This is a genomic window from Microbulbifer mixtoriginis (SeqCode), from assembly GCF_052467945.1.
This window is the reverse complement of record NZ_CP174328.1, coordinates 4,113,383-4,129,294: the sequence shown is the minus strand read 5'-3', so window position 1 is coordinate 4,129,294 and position 15,912 is coordinate 4,113,383. Positions and strand designations below refer to the sequence as shown.

Here is a 15,912-nt window from a genome sequence, read left to right as displayed (position 1 = left end):
GGCGAGGGGCTTTGCATTGTCAGCCGGGGTAAAATCCTGTTTATTTACACAGGTCTTATACAGCAGCTCTGGTACAATCTTCGCCCATGGACGTATCTCAGATTTTAGACCCCCTCAACGACGCCCAGCGCGAAGCGGTAGCTGCCGCGCCCGGCAATCAATTGGTTCTGGCCGGTGCCGGCTCGGGCAAGACCCGGGTGCTGGTACACCGCATCGCTTGGCTAATGCAGGTGGAGGGCGCCTCGCCCTACTCCATTATGGCGGTGACCTTTACCAACAAGGCGGCCCGCGAGATGCGCGCCCGTATCGAAGAGTTGCTGGGGGTGAATACCTTTGGCATGTGGGTGGGCACTTTCCACGGCCTGGCTCACCGCCTGCTCAAAGCCCACTGGCAAGAAGCCAAGTTGCCGCAGAACTTCCAGATTCTGGATTCCGACGACCAGCTGCGCCTGATCAAGCGGGTACAGGCAGATCTGGGGCTGGACGATAAAAAGTGGCCGCCGCGGGAAACCCAGTGGTGGATTGGCGCGCAGAAAGATGAAGGCCTGCGCCCGCAATATATCAATGCCGGCGCCGATCCCTGGTTGCAGACCATGGTGCGCATCTACTTCGCCTATGAAGAGGCCTGTCAGCGCGGTGGGCTGGTAGATTTTGGCGAGTTGCTGCTGCGCGCCCACGAACTTTGGCTGAATAACGACAGTATTCTGGCCCACTACCGCCGGCGTTTCCCCCATATCCTGGTGGATGAGTTCCAGGATACCAACACGATTCAATACGCTTGGTTGCGCCTGCTCGCAGGGGAACAGTGCCATATCACCGCTGTGGGTGACGATGACCAGTCCATTTACGGTTGGCGCGGCGCCAAGATCGAGAATATCCAGCACTTTTCTACAGATCTGCGTGAAGTGCAGACGGTACGCCTGGAGCAGAATTATCGCTCCACCTCCACCATTCTGAATGCGGCCAACGCGGTGATCGCCAATAACAGCGGTCGTCTGGGCAAGGAGTTGTGGACCAAGGGGGAAGAAGGCGAGCCCATCGCCGTCTACGCCGCCTACAACGAGCAGGATGAGTCGCGCTTTATCGTCGAGCGTATCAATGATTGGGTGCGCGATGGCAATCGCCGCGACAGCATTGCCATCCTCTACCGCTCCAACGCCCAATCCCGGGTGCTTGAAGAGGGGCTACTGCGCGAACAGGTGCCCTACCGTATCTACGGTGGCCAGCGCTTCTACGATCGCCTGGAAATCAAAAATGCCCTGTCCTACCTGCGCCTGATCAGCAATCGCAATGATGACACTGCATTTGAACGGGTGGTGAATACCCCCACTCGTGGCATTGGTGCGCGCACGGTGGAAATGGTGCGCTCCTTTGCTCGCGAGCAGGGCTGTTCCTTGTGGCAGGCGGCCAAGCTGATGTTGCAACAGCGCGTACTGGCTGCGCGCGCCGGTAATGCTCTGCAGAGCTTTCTGGATCTGATCAACCAGCTGGCTGCAAATGCGGAAGATAAAGAGCTGGATGCCATTGCCGAGGATGTGATCGAGACTAGCGGCCTGCTGGAATTCCACGGCAAAGAAAAAGGTGAGAAGGGCCAGACGCGGGTGGAGAACTTGCAGGAATTGGTCACTGCTTGTCGCTCTTTTGCCGGTGTGGACCTGCCCGAGGGGGAGGAAGATGAGGAGGAAATCCCTCTTCTTAACCAGTTCCTCGACAGCGCCGCCCTCGATGCCGGTGAAGGCCAGGCGGATGAGTTTGAAGATGCCGTCCAGCTGATGACCCTGCACTCTGCCAAGGGCCTGGAATTTCCTTTGGTGTTTATGGCGGGCGTGGAGGAAAACCTGTTCCCCCACAAGATGTCTGCACAGGAGCCCGGCCGTATGGAGGAAGAGCGGCGCCTCTGCTACGTGGGTATCACCCGCGCCATGTGTAAACTGTATATTACCTACGCGGAAAACCGGCGCCTGTTTGGCAGCGAGACCTACAACAGTCCGTCTCGCTTTATCGGTGAGATTCCGCCAAATTTGGTGCACGAAGTGCGCTTGAAGACCGAAATTTCCCGTCCCCTCTACCAGGCGGATTATGGCAAGGTGGGCCAGTTTTCCGACCCGGCGCCAGATTTCGATGATTTACCACCATTGGCACTGGGTGGCCGGGTTGAGCATGTCAGGTTCGGCGAGGGCACCGTAGTGCAGTTCGAAGGTAATGGCCCCCGTACACGTGTACAGGTCAATTTCGATGATGTTGGCAGTAAATGGCTGGTAGTGGCTATGGCTAAGCTGCAGCCTTTATAGATTGTTTGCTTTGATAAAAACCAAGTCAGATTAGAAATTTTTTCTGCACTGATTTTGGTTTTTCCCAAAATCCCGACCATTTAAAAAAGATCATTTATCGATGATCAGCGCCTTACAAGAAAAAAGATAATTAAAAGCGATGAAAAAAGTTAACTGGTATCCCGCTATTATTTTGGGCCTTATCGCCCTGCTCGTTATTACCTTTGCTGCACTGGTCACTTCCCGTGTGGCACAGGGCCCTGCACAACATTTTTCCGATAATGGCAACAAAGAGTTGTTTGAGTGGAAGCTTGTTACCACTTGGCCAAAAAATTTCCCCGGCCTCGGCCAAGCCCCGGAGCGCTTTGCAAAAAACGTTGAGTTGATGTCCTCCGGCCGCCTCAAAATTAAAGTTTATGGTGCAGGTGAGCTGGTACCCGCTCTGGGTATTTTTGGTGCGGTATCTGAGGGCGCTGCACAGATGGGACATGGTGCCGCCTATTATTGGAAAGGCAAGATTCCAGCGGCCCAGTTTTTTACCGCGGTACCGTTTGGTTTAAACGCCCAGGAAATGAATGGCTGGCTGCACCACGGTGGTGGTTTGGAACTCTGGAAAGAGATTTATGAACCGTTCAACCTGATCCCCCTGGCCGGTGGCTCCACTGGGGTACAGATGGCCGGCTGGTTTAACAAACCGATTAACTCTGTTAAGGATTTGCAGGGCTTAAAAATGCGAATTCCCGGTCTGGGCGGTGAAGTATTAAACCGGGCCGGCGGTACCGCTGTGACTATTCCCGGTGGTGAACTCTATACCGCGCTGCAGACTGGTGTTATTGATGCGACCGAGTGGGTTGGACCTTATAACGATCTCGCTTTCGGTTTCCATCAGGTTGCCGAGTACTACTACTATCCCGGCTGGCATGAACCCGGCTCAATGATGGAATTTATCGTCAATAAAAAAGCCTTTGAGAAATTGCCCAAAGACCTACAGGCCATTGTGCGCGTGGCTGCCCGCGAAGCAAACCAGGACATGTTGGATGAGTACACCGCTCGTAATAATCGCGCCCTGCGTGAGCTGGTGGAAACACATGGAGTCAAAGTTAAGCGTTTGCCAGATGATGTGCTTGCCCATTTAAAGCAGATCAATACTCAACTGATGCAAGAGACCGCAAATAAGGACCCAGAATTTGCGCGTATCTATAAAGCCTTTAAGGATTTTGAGCGGGATGTGCGACCCTATCACCAGATAAGTGAAGAGGCTTATTACCAGGCGCGCGAACTTGATGGGGAAAGCAAGAAACAGGAATAAAAGGCAAAATTAATATCATAGAAGGGAAACTGGTTTAAGGCAGTTTCCCGAAATAGTTTTGTAAGTCGTTTCAGGGCAGTGGTCTGGTATGTCCTCTATCGTCGATAGCGACAAAAACAAACTCACCCTCAGTGACCTTTACCTGCTCACCAGAGTCCACCCGTGTCAGCCATACCTCAACCATTGTTCTAATAGAGGAACGCCCTACCTCTATAGCCTCGGCATAGCAGCTGACCGTAGAGCCAACCGGAACCGGGCGTAAGAACACCATACTGCCGACCGCTACGGTAGTTACCCTGCCGCGTGCAATGCTTTGGGCCAAGATTGCTCCAGCCAGGTCCATTTGCGACATCAGCCAACCAGCGAATACATCCCCCTGGGGGTTGGTATCACGGGGCATAGCCAGGGTTTGCAGGGTAAGCGTGCCTGTTGGTTGCGGGTTTTCATCAAGGGCTGAAAGTGCGGACATCGACTACTCACAGATTGTTAGAGTTATTGGTTTCCACCTGAGGGAAGGTGGCGCATTCTAGCACAAATTGAGTAGTATTTGACCAGTGCTTGTCTGAGTTTTTCCAACGAAAACGAGTGAAGTTTTTCCCAGCCACCCCCTAGGTGGCCGGGAAATTAGTGACAAGAGCCCTAAAGTGCCTCTATTGCCAACAGATTGTCGTCCGGGTTTTTGTCGATCATCTTAATATAGGGATCAAAGCCAGCAATGCTCGGTTTGCCCTTCACCTCAAATTCCAACAGGGTGGTCTCTTCACTGATCTCCTGTTTGGCCAAGTAGAGCACATTGTCTGAACTGGTGTTCTTGTCGGGATCTTCTGCAAAAATGGCAACATCTATCCAGTTATTGATGGGAATTTCTTGTTCCTGTCCATCCCCTTCGGCTTCATATTTGTGCGCTTCCAGCTCCAGTAATACGCGATAATTGCCGTTCTCCAACAGCTCATAGGTGGCATTTGCGACTTTGAGATCAAAGAGGACTACTCGCTCCAGCATATCGGTGATCAGCTCTTGCTGGGGGGGGGCGGCGTGGGCTCGGAGTCTTGCCACTAAATCCATGCTGGTGGGATAGGGATCACTGGAGAAGCCTTTTTCTTTTAATAGGGAAGCCAAAGCCGCATTGACGGCATCTTCACCCATCGCATCCTTAAGGGCGTACATCGCTAGCGAGCCCTTGTCGTAATGGATATAGGTCTGGTTTTCGTTGCGAGATAAAGGTAACTCCTCAAGCAACTCGGTACCCCGAGCGCTCAGGTAGCCATCCAGCTCATATTTGAGGAAACGACGCATTTTTTCAGGGCCGTATTCCCGCTCCATCACCATTAGTGCTGAGTACTGCGCCAGGGTTTCAGACAGTAGAGTCGCTCCCTGTACATTGGCGCCAATCAATTGATGCGCCCACCACTGGTGCGCCACCTCGTGGGCGGTTACATAGAAGACGTAATCAATCTCATCCGGGTCCCGCAGATCGGCGACAAAACCGATAGATTCAGAGAAAGGTACGGTGTTGGGGAATGCCTGGGCAAAGGATTCATAGCCTGGGAACTCGACGATACGCAGTTGGCGATATTGATAAGGGCTGAATGCCTCACTGAAATACTCCAGGGACTTTTTCACTCCCTCAACCATACGATCTATGTTGTAGTCGTGGGGCTTGTGGTGGTAGACCTCAATGGCAACGTCCTGCCATTTATCTTTGACCACTGTGTAGTCCGCTGAAAGGTAGGAAAAAAAGTTGTGAATGGGCGCGTCCATCTTGTAATGAAAGTAATGGCGCTCTCCCTCCTGCCAGTCTTTTTGTAGGTAGCCGGGGGCCAGTGCTATCTGTCCCAAGGAAGTACTGACGGTGGTTTCAAAGTTGATCCAGTCAGAGTCGCTGCGAAGATAGGATTTTCGGTAGTGCTCTTTGTCCTCCAGTTTGGGCATACGCTGCGGCGGCGGTAGATCGTGCTTTTTACGCAGGTGACGATCAGTCAACTCAAAATTGCTGTTGTAACCGATAAAGGGCAGCGCTTCGTAGTTATTAAAGAAGGTACCGTTCTGCACCAAGGTGGTGGAGGAGCCGGAGTTCATAAAGCCGCGATTGATCCTGCTCAGATCAAACTCCAGCGTGAGGGACTGGCCGGGTTCAAGTGGGCGATCCAGCTCGAAGAAATAGTGTCCGAACTGCTCGTCCTTTTCGCGTAACTTGGCCTGATTTAGGGATAACTGGTTAACTGTAAGGCCGCGATCCAGCCCTATAACTACCTCATCAATCGACTCCTCACGCTTGTTAACCAGGAAATAGCGGCCGCGCACTTCATAGCGGCGTTCATTGGGGAAGATATCCACATCCACTTTGACATCGGTGATATGTGGTGCGAGTTTATCCTCTAGGGCCTTGTATTTCTTCTCATAGTCTGCAGCTAGTCGTTCACGATCCTTGCTGGTTTCGTAGTGATTGAGAATATTGGTGTTGTAGTAAATAAAGGCGCCAGTGCCGATAAACAGTAGCAGGGTTGTGGAGGCAGTTAATCGACTGGAAAGCCCCAATTGGAAGCGCAGGGCTTTGACCCGGCTAGTTAGAGGAGCCAGGGTTCCGCGCTGCCAGAGCCCGTAACTCAAGATGGCCAGTATCAGGCTGAAGCTGATCCAATATAACGCAAACCAAGCCCGACCCTGATCAAAGTGACCATAACCATTCATGTCCGAGTAAGGTGCGGCGTTCCAGTCTGCAAATTGATAGAGGTTGTGTTCGAACCCAAGGCCATCAAGGACACTGGAGCTAATTAAGTAGCCCACCATCAGTAGCATGCCGAGGAATTTATTGCGGGTTATCACCTGGGCAAAGATAGATAGGACTGCCATCAAGTAAAACGGCAGCGCAAACTGATACCAGAGTCCGTAAAAATACAGTCCAGGCTCAAGCGTTGTATATCCCTTGCCCAGCTGTACAGCCACAGTGGTAAGCATGCAGGCTATCAGGATACCGGCCAGAACCACCAGCATTGCAATAAACTTGCTCGCTACGAAAATCCAGCTGGGTGTGGGCACGGCATCCATAATTTCATGGCAACCGGCCTGGCGTTCTCGCCACACCAATTCAGCCCCATAGTAGATCAGAATAATCAACATGATGAGGCTAAAAGCACCTTCTATCAGACTGACCATAGAACGAGTCACCGGGTATACCGAGGTGCCAAATACTGCCTCCAGGCTCAGGGATGCGCCCAAGACATTCAGAACACCCAGTGCCAGGATTACCCAAAAAGCTAGGCTTTTTACTACTGCTTTTACTTCAAAACCGCAGCGTATACGGAATTGTTGCCAAACCGTGGCTGCCCCAAAGTTTGGAGTAATTCGCGGTAGGGGCTTGATGTACCTAGGTATCTCACTATCTGCGGCTTCTGTGGTGCGGCGGCGCGACCAGAGAGATTTACGTTCGGCAAATGAAAAGCATTTATAGCCTAAGCCGATAAATAATAAGCTGACGCCCAGCCATAGTAAGCGGTTGATTAGAAAGTTTCCCTCTAGTGCGATCATAGAGGTATTGCGATCGAAAGCGGTCCAGTAGCGAGTTGTCTCCTGGAAGGCGGCGATACCAAAGGGGTCAGCCAGTGCGGCAGCACTTCGATAGGCGGGTTCATCCATGATTCCCTGGCTGGTGAAATAGAGTATCAGGAAGGCGATCAACCCCAGGTAAGTGGCCATCATGCTGCGAGTTATGGCTGCCAGGCTAAAAAACATGGCGCTGCAAAACAGCATGGTGGGAAAGATAAGTATGAATAAGGTTTGCAGGTAGTGGGATATTTGAGTGGGGCCCAAGCGCTCTGGGTCTAGCCAAGGCATCCATGAACCAAACAGCATACCCAGCGCCGTAGATGAGAAAGCCAGAAAGGCCACGGCGAATGATCCTGTGAAGCGCCCCAATAAATAATCACGCTTATTAATAGGGGTACTGAAGACAATACCTTCCATTTTCATATCGCGATCACGCAGCACCGGATTGGCTGCGAAGGCGGCAGTGATAAAAATACTGAAAACGCACATTACTAACAGGGTTAGCATAATCGCGTAGGGAGAGTTGATCAGGGTGCTACCTCCACCGCCGCCGATCTGTATATTGTCGACGGTCATAGCACCAAAAGTCAGTAGAAAAAATACCAGGCTGGTCACATAAAACAGTGGCTGGCGCAACTGGTAGTGAAATTCAAACTTAGCAACCGATAAAAACATTTAGAAATCCTCCCCCACCTCAAGCGGCGCTAGCCACTTGAGCTTTTTTATTGCTAAACAGGGTAGAGAAGTAGACATCTTCAAGGTCCGGTTGCAGCTGCTCAAAGCCTACTGCCGGTTGGGTATCTGCCAGCGCATGCACAACATGGCGCCCGGCTAATAAACGAGTGGAAATCACATCAAAATTATTGTGGCATTCTTCCAGCTCAGATTTATCGACGGTGCGCCGCCATACACGTCCTTGCAATTTAGAGATAAGTTCTTCGGGTTTACCTTGGGCCACAATTTGACCTGCGGCCAGGATCGCCATATTGGGGCACAGATCGGCAACATCTTCGACAATATGGGTGGAAAGAATTACCACTACGTTCTCGCCAATTTCGCTAAGCAGGTTGTGAAAGCGATTGCGCTCCTGAGGGTCGAGACCAGCGGTAGGCTCGTCGACAATAATCAGGCGTGGGTCGCCGATCAGGGCTTGGGCAATACCAAAGCGCTGGCGCATACCTCCAGAGTAACCGCTTAGGTTTTTTTTGCGATCCTTAAATAAATTGGTCTGGTGCAGTAATTCAGCCACCATTTCGCGACGTTCTTTGCGATTACTAATACCTTTTAGAACTGCCATATGATCGAGCATATCTTCGGCACTGATTCTCGGATAAACCCCGAAATCCTGTGGTAGATAACCCAAGGTGCTGCGAATTTTCTGAGGGTTACTGGCCACATCGATACCATCAAAAGTGATGGAGCCGCTGTCTGCAAATTGCAGCGTGGCGATAGTACGCATTAATGAAGATTTTCCGGCGCCATTGGGGCCGAGTAACCCGAACATTCCTTTGGGGATATCCAAGTTGACGTTTTTAAGCGCATGCACGCCGTTATCGTAGGTCTTGGAAAGACTAGTTATATTTAGCATTTTTTAAATCCTTTTTAATTTTTTATTCGTGCTTGGATATCGATAGCAGTATTTAATTCCTTTTGATGGGTCTATTTTTTTAAGGAAAGATATCCGCAGAGGTTTATTGATGGTCTGGCGAGCAAATTAAAAATTGAATGCCAATTTAGCAGGTGCTGGTGACTTGCCGTAGGGAATCAAGATGTGCCGATGAATTTAAGGGGCGAAGGGTTTATTAAGTTTCAATGTTAGTACGATCGTTTTGGGCTGGATCCAATCGGTAGCGATACAAGGTCTTATCACTACCGATCGTTGTCTTTTGGGTTAATTCTGAACCACCCCCGGCAACCAAGTCACCAGAGCAGGCCAGAGTGCTAGGAGGCACAAAATCAACAGCTGAATAGCGATAAATGGCATAACGCCGCGATAGATAGCGGAAGTGGCCACTGAACTTGGCGCAACGCCGCGAAGATAAAACAATGCAAATCCAAAGGGTGGAGTAAGGAAGGAAGTCTGCAAGTTGATTGCAATCATGATGCCCAGCCAAATCGGGTCCACACCCATCGCCAACAACACCGGCCCAACAATGGGCACCACCACAAAGGTGATCTCAATAAAGTCGAGAATGAAACCGAGCAAGAAGATCACCAGCATGACCAGCAAGGTCGCACCAATAACACCCCCAGGCAGACTGTGGAAAATACTGGTGACAAGTTCTTCACCGCCATATCCACGGAAGACCAGTGAGAACAATGAAGCACCAATAAGAATGGCAAACACCATCGCGCTTACCTGTAGAGTGCTGCGACCCACCTCCCCCGCTTGCGCCCAATGCAGAGCACCGCGACTGTAAGCCAGTAATCCCGCCCCCAGAGCACCTACGGCGGCGGCTTCTGTAGGCGTTGCGGCACCGGTAATAATTGAACCCAGCACTAATAGCATCAAAGCGATAGGAGGAAAAAGGCTACTCAGTAGCGGCCAAACTTCCAGAGGTTGCTGCTGCGCGGTCTTGGCCTTACCCGGAGAACGGCGCGCCACGAACAATAGATAAACAATGTAGGCTGCTACCAGCAATAGGCCGGGAATAATGGCACCGATAAAAAGGTCGCCAACGCTGACCGGCTTGGGATTAAAAATACCTGCAGATAGTTGTGCCTGCTGATAGGCGTTGGAGAGAGTATCCCCAAGAAGCACCAGAGCAATAGAGGGGGGAATAATTTGTCCGAGGGTGCCGGTGGCGCAGATGGTGCCAGTGGCTAGCTTTGGGGAGTAGCCCTGTTTCAACAGGGAGGGCAGGGACATTAAACCCATAGTCACTACGGTGGCGCCCACAATACCGGTACTAGCGGCCAGAAGTGCACCGACAACTACTACAGAAATGGCCATACCCGCCGGCGCACCCATAAATACTTTGGTCAGATTGACCAATAAGTCTTCAGCGATTTTTGCTCTCTCGAGAATGACTCCCATTAAGACAAAGAGCGGCACGGCAACCAGGGTGCCGTTTTGCATAATGCCGTAGAGGCGGTCGGGGAAGGCACGCAGTAGCTCGGCATCGAAAGCGCCATACACGATACCCAACCCGGCGGTGATTAGGGCCGTACCGGCGAGCGTGAAAGCTACCGGGTAACCGAACATCAGTAGCCCGCAAACGGCGGCAAACATCAATAGAGGTATCAGCTCGATCATGCCTCTGCCTCCTCCACCTGCTTGAGCAATCGTGGTTTCGCTACAGATTCGCTTACCGGGCTTGAAACCTCCATAAGCTGTAGCAGAGCACGAATAAACTGGGCGGTGCCGGCGAGACCGAGGGTTACTGCCGCGAGGGGAATCAGACTTTTCAGCAGGAAAACACCGGGAAGGCCGCCGGCATTGGCGCTCTCCTCAAGCACTGACCAACTATTCAGAGCAAACTGCCAGCTGCTCAGCAACATAAAAGTGCAGACTGGCAAAAGAAATAGCAGAAAACCCAGAGCATTAACCCAAGCCTTACCCCTGGGACCCATTCGCCGATAGAAGACATCGACACGCACGTGGGCGTCGGTTTGCAGCGCATAGGCCAGGCCCAACATAAAGGCGGCACCGTGCAGATAGATTACGGACTCCTGTAGCGCTATGGAGCCACTGTCGAACAGGTGGCGCAGAGCCACAACGCAGGACTGTATTAAGACCATGGCCCAGGTAAACCAGGCGAGCAGGTGGCCGGTGCGACTGGATAGACTCTCCAGTGCACGCGCTCCACGCATCAGAAATAGCATGGGGGCTTCTCTCTTTACATCTTATTGTTATCTCGTTTGTATGCAGGTTACCGCTTTGCCTGCCCGGGCACCAGCGGGGTAAATTTCCGGCTGTAACTTTTTTGTCATGTTTTATTCATAGAATCGTCATCCGTTGTTCCTAGCATCGCCGCGTGAAATAAAAAACACTCATCGGAGTTACACATGAACAAGCAAATTTTGGCTACTTCCCTGGCGGCATTGACCCTTGCCACCTCTCAGGTAGCCCTGGCGGCTCGCGACTACATCAGTGTTGTGGGTTCTTCCACTGTTTACCCTTTTACCACCACTGTGGCGGAGCGTTTCAGCCGTGCTACCCAGTTCAAGACTCCGGTAGTTGAATCCACAGGTACTGGCGGCGGCATGAAGCTGTTCTGTCAGGGCGTTGGTGAAAGCACTGCAGACATCACTGGTGCTTCCCGCCGCATTAAGCAGTCCGAGCTGGAAATGTGTAACGGCAACGGCGTTGATGTTGTGGAAGTACAGATTGGCTACGACGGTATCGTGCTGGCCAATGCTAAGAAAGCAACTCCTTTCAAGCTTTCCCGCAAAGATATTTTCCTGGCCCTGGCAAAAGAAGTACCGAACCCGGACGGTTCCGAAACGCTGGTAGCTAACCCTTACAAGACCTGGAAAGACGTAAATCCTGCGCTGCCCAATACCAAAATTGAAGTTTTGGGGCCGCCCCCCACTTCCGGTACCCGCGATGCCTTCGCGGAGCTGGCAATGGAAGGTGGTTGTAAGAAATTTGGCTGGATCAAGGCCATGAAGAAAAAAGACAAGAGCGCTTATAAGGCGATCTGTCACAACGTACGCGAAGACGGCGCTTATGTTGAAGCCGGTGAGAACGATAACCTGATCGTCAACAAGTTGGTTGCCAATCCAAATGCCCTAGGCATCTTTGGTTTCAGCTTCCTCGACCAGAATGCCGATAAAGTACAAGGCTCTTTGATCGAAGGACAGGCTCCGACTTTCGATTCTATCGCCGATCAGAGATATCCAGTTTCCCGCCCGCTGTTTATTTACGTGAAGAAGGCACATGCCGACGTAGTGCCAGGTATCAAGCAGTTCCTGGCGGAGTTCACCAATGAGCGCGCTTGGGGTGATGAAGGTTACCTGACTGACAAAGGTATGATCCCGTTGCCCCAAGAGAAACGCCAGAAAATTGCTACTGACGTTCGCAAGCTGAATGCCCTGAGCAATCTTGCTGCGAAGTAAATTTATCTTGGAGTAGTACAGTCAAAGGGAATTGACGGCCAAGCTCGAGAGGGCTTGGCCGTTTTTATGAAAGCCAAGTGGAAACACAGGGAAAAGTCGGGATAATGCCGACATCGACATTTTTAGCACGGTAATTCAATGCAAACCCCCACACTGTTCGCCCTTTTGCTGCTGTTGATTTTAGTGGCCTACGGTACCGGCTTTAGTCGTGCACTGAGTGCAGCGCGCAGCCGAGGAGGCCTGCGTAATCTGGCCTCACTGCCCAGCTATCACGGATTATTTACCGCGCTTTGGTGTGGTTTACCGGCACTTTTACTACTGGGTGCCTGGCTGATTTTTGACGATGCCATTATTCGCTCTATGGTGATGCACAGCATCGCCGATAAGCCCGATACCATTGCCGGGCAGAACCTGCTCTATGCACAAATTCAAAACCTTGCCGCTGGCCATTTGGTGGGAGAGTCATCTCCACAGTTACAGTCGGCTGCCGAGCACCTCAGTCAGTTGCGCAATAATTCCAATACTCTACAGGCCTTTTTAAGCCTGGTATTGGCGGTGGGCCTGGGGGCATTTGCACTGTTGCGTTTTTCTCCGGAGCTGCGTGCCCGTGAGAAAGTGGAAAAAGTCCTGAAGGCTATTCTGATTACCTGTGCCTGCGCCGCGATTTTTACCACTGTGGGTATTTTGTTCTCGGTACTGTTTGAGTCGCTGCGCTTTTTCCAGTCGGTGCCAGTGACTGAATTCTTGTTCGGCCTGCACTGGAGCCCGCAGATGGCCCTGCGCGCCGATCAGGTTGGTTCCAGCGGAGCCTTTGGTGCGGTACCCCTATTTACCGGCACCCTGATGGTTTCCGCAATCGCCATGTTGGTGGCGGTGCCTGTGGGCCTGATGGCCGCTATTTATCTGGCCGAGTACGCCAGCAAGCGCGTGCGCAACGTAGCCAAGCCTATTTTGGAAATTCTCGCCGGTGTACCCACCGTGGTATACGGCTTTTTTGCGGCACTGACTGTTGCCCCATTTATTCGCGACCTGGCCACCTCAATGGGTTTACAGGCCTCCAGTGAGAGCGCCCTGGCCGCTGGCCTGGTAATGGGGATTATGATTATCCCATTTGTCTCTTCATTATCTGACGATGTTATTAATGCAGTTCCGCAATCCCTGCGCGATGGCGCTCTGGGGTTGGGTTCAACCCAATCGGAAACCGTGCGCAAGGTGGTGATTCCCGCCGCCTTGCCGGGAATTGTCGGCGGTGTACTCTTGGCGGTATCTCGCGCAATTGGTGAAACGATGATCGTAGTGATGGCCGCGGGCCTCGCCGCCAACCTGACTGCGAACCCTCTGGATTCGGTCACCACTGTTACCGTGCAAATCGTGACGCTACTGGTCGGCGACCAGGAGTTTGACAGTCCCAAGACCCTGGCCGCATTTGCGCTTGGCCTGATGCTATTTATCTCCACTCTGGTGCTGAACTTTATCGCCTTGCACGTAGTGAAAAAATACCGGGAGCAGTATGACTAACCTCACCCAGACGCAGGTTCGTGAGCGCATCGAGAAGCGCCTCGCCAGCCGCCATCGCAAGGAAAAATTGTTTCGTGGGCTGGGCATTGCCAGTATCGCTTTCGGCATACTCGCGGTTGTTATTCTATTCAGCGATATTATCAGCAAGGGTAGCGGCGCCTTTGTGCAGACCGCCATTGAGCTGGAAGTGCACTACGATGCGCAGGTACTCGGTATTGAGAAGGTCGATGACGAGAGCCTTGCCTGGGCCAATTTCACCGGGGTGATTCGCGCGGCGTTGCGCGAGCGTTTTCCCTCGGTGACTGGCCGCAGTGACAAGCGTGAGCTCTATAGCCTGGTCTCCTCGGGGGCACCCTTTAACCTGCGTGATCGCCTGGCTGCAAACCCAGAGCTACTCGGTACGAGCGAGAAGGTATGGTTTGCCGCTGACGACGATGTGGATACTTTTGTTAAAAGTCTGAAGGATTCCAAAGAGGGCTTCCGCGGCCGCACATCCGAACAGAAAGCCGGCTGGATCGAGCAGTTGCTACAAAGTGGCGAACTGAAGAAGCGTTTTAACACCACCTTCTTTACCAACGGCGATTCGCGCGAGCCGGAACAGGCAGGTATCCGCGCCGCTTTGATGGGCTCGCTGTTTACATTGCTGGTGACTTTGGCGCTGTCTTTCCCAATCGGGGTGGCTGCCGCTATCTATTTGGAAGAATACGCGCCGAAGAATCGTTGGACCGATCTGATTGAGGTGAATATCAATAACCTCGCGGCGGTGCCGTCCATCGTATTCGGCTTGCTGGGGCTGGCGATCTTTATCAACTTTTTTGAGTTGCCGCGCTCTGCGCCTCTGGTTGGTGGTCTGGTACTTACCCTGATGACGTTGCCGACAATTATTATTTCCAGCCGTGCGGCGTTGAAGGCGGTGCCGCCTTCGATTCGCGAAGCGGCGATGGGTATGGGTGCCTCGCGTATGCAGGTGGTTTTCCACCATGTATTGCCGCTGGCCATGCCCGGTATGCTCACCGGTGCGATTATTGGTATGGCCCAGGCCCTGGGTGAGACCGCGCCCCTTCTGATGATCGGTATGGTTGCCTTTATTGTGGATGTACCCGGCGGAGTTACCGATCCGGCCACGGTATTGCCGGTACAGATTTTCCTCTGGGCCGACAGCCCAGAGCGCGCCTTTGTGGAGCGTACCTCTGCAGCCATTATGGTGCTGCTGAGTGTATTGATTCTTATGAATACCAGTGCAGTAATGCTGCGCAAGAAACTTGAGCGCCGCTGGTAACAGCGCGGATAATCGGAAAACAGGATTATTTATGAGTACCATGACCCTGGATGCCGCCGGACATTCTGAAGCGGCGCAACCCGAACTGACCGGTGAAAAAATGGCAGTGAGCCAAGCCGAGGTGCGGAAAACAGTGGGCCAGCCCTTCACTGATACCGCCAAGTTACGCATGCGCAATGTGAATGTGTTCTACGGTGAAACCCAGGCTATTCACAATGTGGGCCTGGATATCGGCCGCAATGAAGTTGTGGCGATGATCGGCCCATCCGGTTGTGGTAAGTCCACTTTCCTGCGCTGCCTCAACCGCATGAATGACACCATCGAAGGCTGTCGGGTGGAAGGCGAACTGAGCCTGGATGGCGACCCCATTTATGGTCCCAAGGTAGATGTTGTGCCACTACGCGCTCGGGTGGGGATGGTGTTCCAGAAGCCCAATCCCTTCCCCAAGTCTATCTATGAAAATGTGGCCTATGGCCCCAAAATCCACGGGATCGCCAGCCGCCGCGCCGACCTGGATGAAATTGTGGAAAACAGCCTGCGCCGCGCCGGCCTCTGGGATGAAGTTAAGGACCGTTTGGACAAGCCGGGCACCGGCCTCTCTGGCGGTCAGCAGCAGCGTCTGTGTATCGCCCGAGCCATTGCCGTGAGCCCTGAGGTTATCCTGATGGATGAGCCCTGCTCCGCCCTGGACCCTATTGCCACTGCGCGTATTGAGGAGCTGATCGATGAGCTGCGCGAGAACTACACTATTGCCATCGTGACCCATTCCATGCAACAGGCGGCCCGCGTTAGTCAGCGCACGGCTTACTTCCATCTGGGGCACCTGGTTGAAGTCAACGATACAGAGACCGTGTTCACCAATCCGGAGCACGAACTAACCGAAGCCTACATTACCGGCCGCTTCGGCTAAGCCAATCTTGCTCCGAGGG

The 15,912-nt window shown here is 52.6% G+C and carries 11 protein-coding genes; 6 read left to right on the top strand and 5 right to left on the bottom strand.

Features of this window, described 5'->3' with window-relative positions:
* The first annotated feature begins 86 nt into the window (after positions 1–86).
* Positions 87–2,291, top strand: a complete 2,205-nt coding sequence (uvrD, locus tag ACJJIJ_RS17930) for a DNA helicase II (RefSeq protein WP_252083925.1) — start codon at positions 87–89, stop codon at positions 2,289–2,291.
* A gap of 139 nt (positions 2,292–2,430) precedes the next feature.
* Positions 2,431–3,579 (top strand): TRAP transporter substrate-binding protein, encoded by a 1,149-nt coding sequence (locus ACJJIJ_RS17925; protein ID WP_252083924.1) that lies wholly within the window; start codon positions 2,431–2,433, stop codon positions 3,577–3,579.
* Positions 3,580–3,649: 70 nt separating this feature from the next.
* Here the strand turns inward: ACJJIJ_RS17925 and ACJJIJ_RS17920 are convergent, their stop codons facing one another.
* From ACJJIJ_RS17920 to ACJJIJ_RS17900, 5 genes are all read right to left on the bottom strand, one after another.
* Complete coding sequence (locus tag ACJJIJ_RS17920; RefSeq protein ID WP_152455932.1) at positions 3,650–4,048, bottom strand: acyl-CoA thioesterase; 399 nt, start codon at positions 4,046–4,048, stop codon at positions 3,650–3,652.
* Positions 4,049–4,218: 170 nt separating this feature from the next.
* Positions 4,219–7,800 (bottom strand): ABC transporter permease/M1 family aminopeptidase, encoded by a 3,582-nt coding sequence (locus tag ACJJIJ_RS17915; protein ID WP_252083923.1) that lies wholly within the window; start codon positions 7,798–7,800, stop codon positions 4,219–4,221.
* Positions 7,801–7,819: 19 nt separating this feature from the next.
* The gene (locus tag ACJJIJ_RS17910) at positions 7,820–8,713 is read right to left on the bottom strand and encodes an ABC transporter ATP-binding protein (protein ID WP_252083921.1); all 894 of its coding nucleotides are present in this window, start codon (positions 8,711–8,713) and stop codon (positions 7,820–7,822) included.
* A 303-nt stretch (positions 8,714–9,016) separates the two neighbouring features.
* Positions 9,017–10,381: a TRAP transporter large permease gene (locus ACJJIJ_RS17905; RefSeq protein ID WP_444938054.1), complete on the bottom strand. Its 1,365-nt coding sequence runs from the start codon at positions 10,379–10,381 to the stop codon at positions 9,017–9,019.
* Complete coding sequence (locus ACJJIJ_RS17900; RefSeq protein WP_252083918.1) at positions 10,378–10,950, bottom strand: TRAP transporter small permease subunit; 573 nt, start codon at positions 10,948–10,950, stop codon at positions 10,378–10,380. Before ACJJIJ_RS17900 ends, ACJJIJ_RS17905 begins: the two co-directional genes overlap by 4 nt.
* Before the next feature lie 183 nt (positions 10,951–11,133).
* Between ACJJIJ_RS17900 and ACJJIJ_RS17895 the strand changes: the two genes are divergently transcribed.
* The 4 genes from ACJJIJ_RS17895 (at position 11,134) to pstB (ending at position 15,893) form a co-directional block, all read left to right on the top strand.
* Positions 11,134–12,186: a PstS family phosphate ABC transporter substrate-binding protein gene (locus ACJJIJ_RS17895; protein ID WP_252083916.1), complete on the top strand. Its 1,053-nt coding sequence runs from the start codon at positions 11,134–11,136 to the stop codon at positions 12,184–12,186.
* Between the two features lie 138 nt (positions 12,187–12,324).
* Positions 12,325–13,704 (top strand): phosphate ABC transporter permease subunit PstC, encoded by a 1,380-nt coding sequence (pstC, locus tag ACJJIJ_RS17890; protein ID WP_252083915.1) that lies wholly within the window; start codon positions 12,325–12,327, stop codon positions 13,702–13,704.
* Positions 13,697–14,983, top strand: a complete 1,287-nt coding sequence (pstA, locus tag ACJJIJ_RS17885) for a phosphate ABC transporter permease PstA (protein ID WP_252083914.1) — start codon at positions 13,697–13,699, stop codon at positions 14,981–14,983. The genes pstC and pstA overlap by 8 nt, the downstream gene beginning before the upstream one ends.
* 31 nt (positions 14,984–15,014) lie before the next feature.
* Entirely contained in the window at positions 15,015–15,893 is an 879-nt protein-coding gene (pstB, locus tag ACJJIJ_RS17880; protein WP_252083913.1) for a phosphate ABC transporter ATP-binding protein PstB, read from the top strand.
* Positions 15,894–15,912: the final 19 nt, after the last annotated feature.

Coding starts and splice junctions, on each gene's coding strand:
- ACJJIJ_RS17920 (WP_152455932.1), bottom strand. CDS start 4,048: ATGTCCGCACTTTCAGCCCTTGATGAAAACCCGCAACCAACAGGCACG.
- ACJJIJ_RS17905 (WP_444938054.1), bottom strand. CDS start 10,381: ATGATCGAGCTGATACCTCTATTGATGTTTGCCGCCGTTTGCGGGCTA.
- pstC (WP_252083915.1), top strand. CDS start 12,325: ATGCAAACCCCCACACTGTTCGCCCTTTTGCTGCTGTTGATTTTAGTG.
- ACJJIJ_RS17895 (WP_252083916.1), top strand. CDS start 11,134: ATGAACAAGCAAATTTTGGCTACTTCCCTGGCGGCATTGACCCTTGCC.
- pstB (WP_252083913.1), top strand. CDS start 15,015: ATGAGTACCATGACCCTGGATGCCGCCGGACATTCTGAAGCGGCGCAA.
- ACJJIJ_RS17925 (WP_252083924.1), top strand. CDS start 2,431: ATGAAAAAAGTTAACTGGTATCCCGCTATTATTTTGGGCCTTATCGCC.
- ACJJIJ_RS17900 (WP_252083918.1), bottom strand. CDS start 10,950: ATGCTATTTCTGATGCGTGGAGCGCGTGCACTGGAGAGTCTATCCAGT.
- uvrD (WP_252083925.1), top strand. CDS start 87: ATGGACGTATCTCAGATTTTAGACCCCCTCAACGACGCCCAGCGCGAA.
- ACJJIJ_RS17915 (WP_252083923.1), bottom strand. CDS start 7,800: ATGTTTTTATCGGTTGCTAAGTTTGAATTTCACTACCAGTTGCGCCAG.
- pstA (WP_252083914.1), top strand. CDS start 13,697: ATGACTAACCTCACCCAGACGCAGGTTCGTGAGCGCATCGAGAAGCGC.
- ACJJIJ_RS17910 (WP_252083921.1), bottom strand. CDS start 8,713: ATGCTAAATATAACTAGTCTTTCCAAGACCTACGATAACGGCGTGCAT.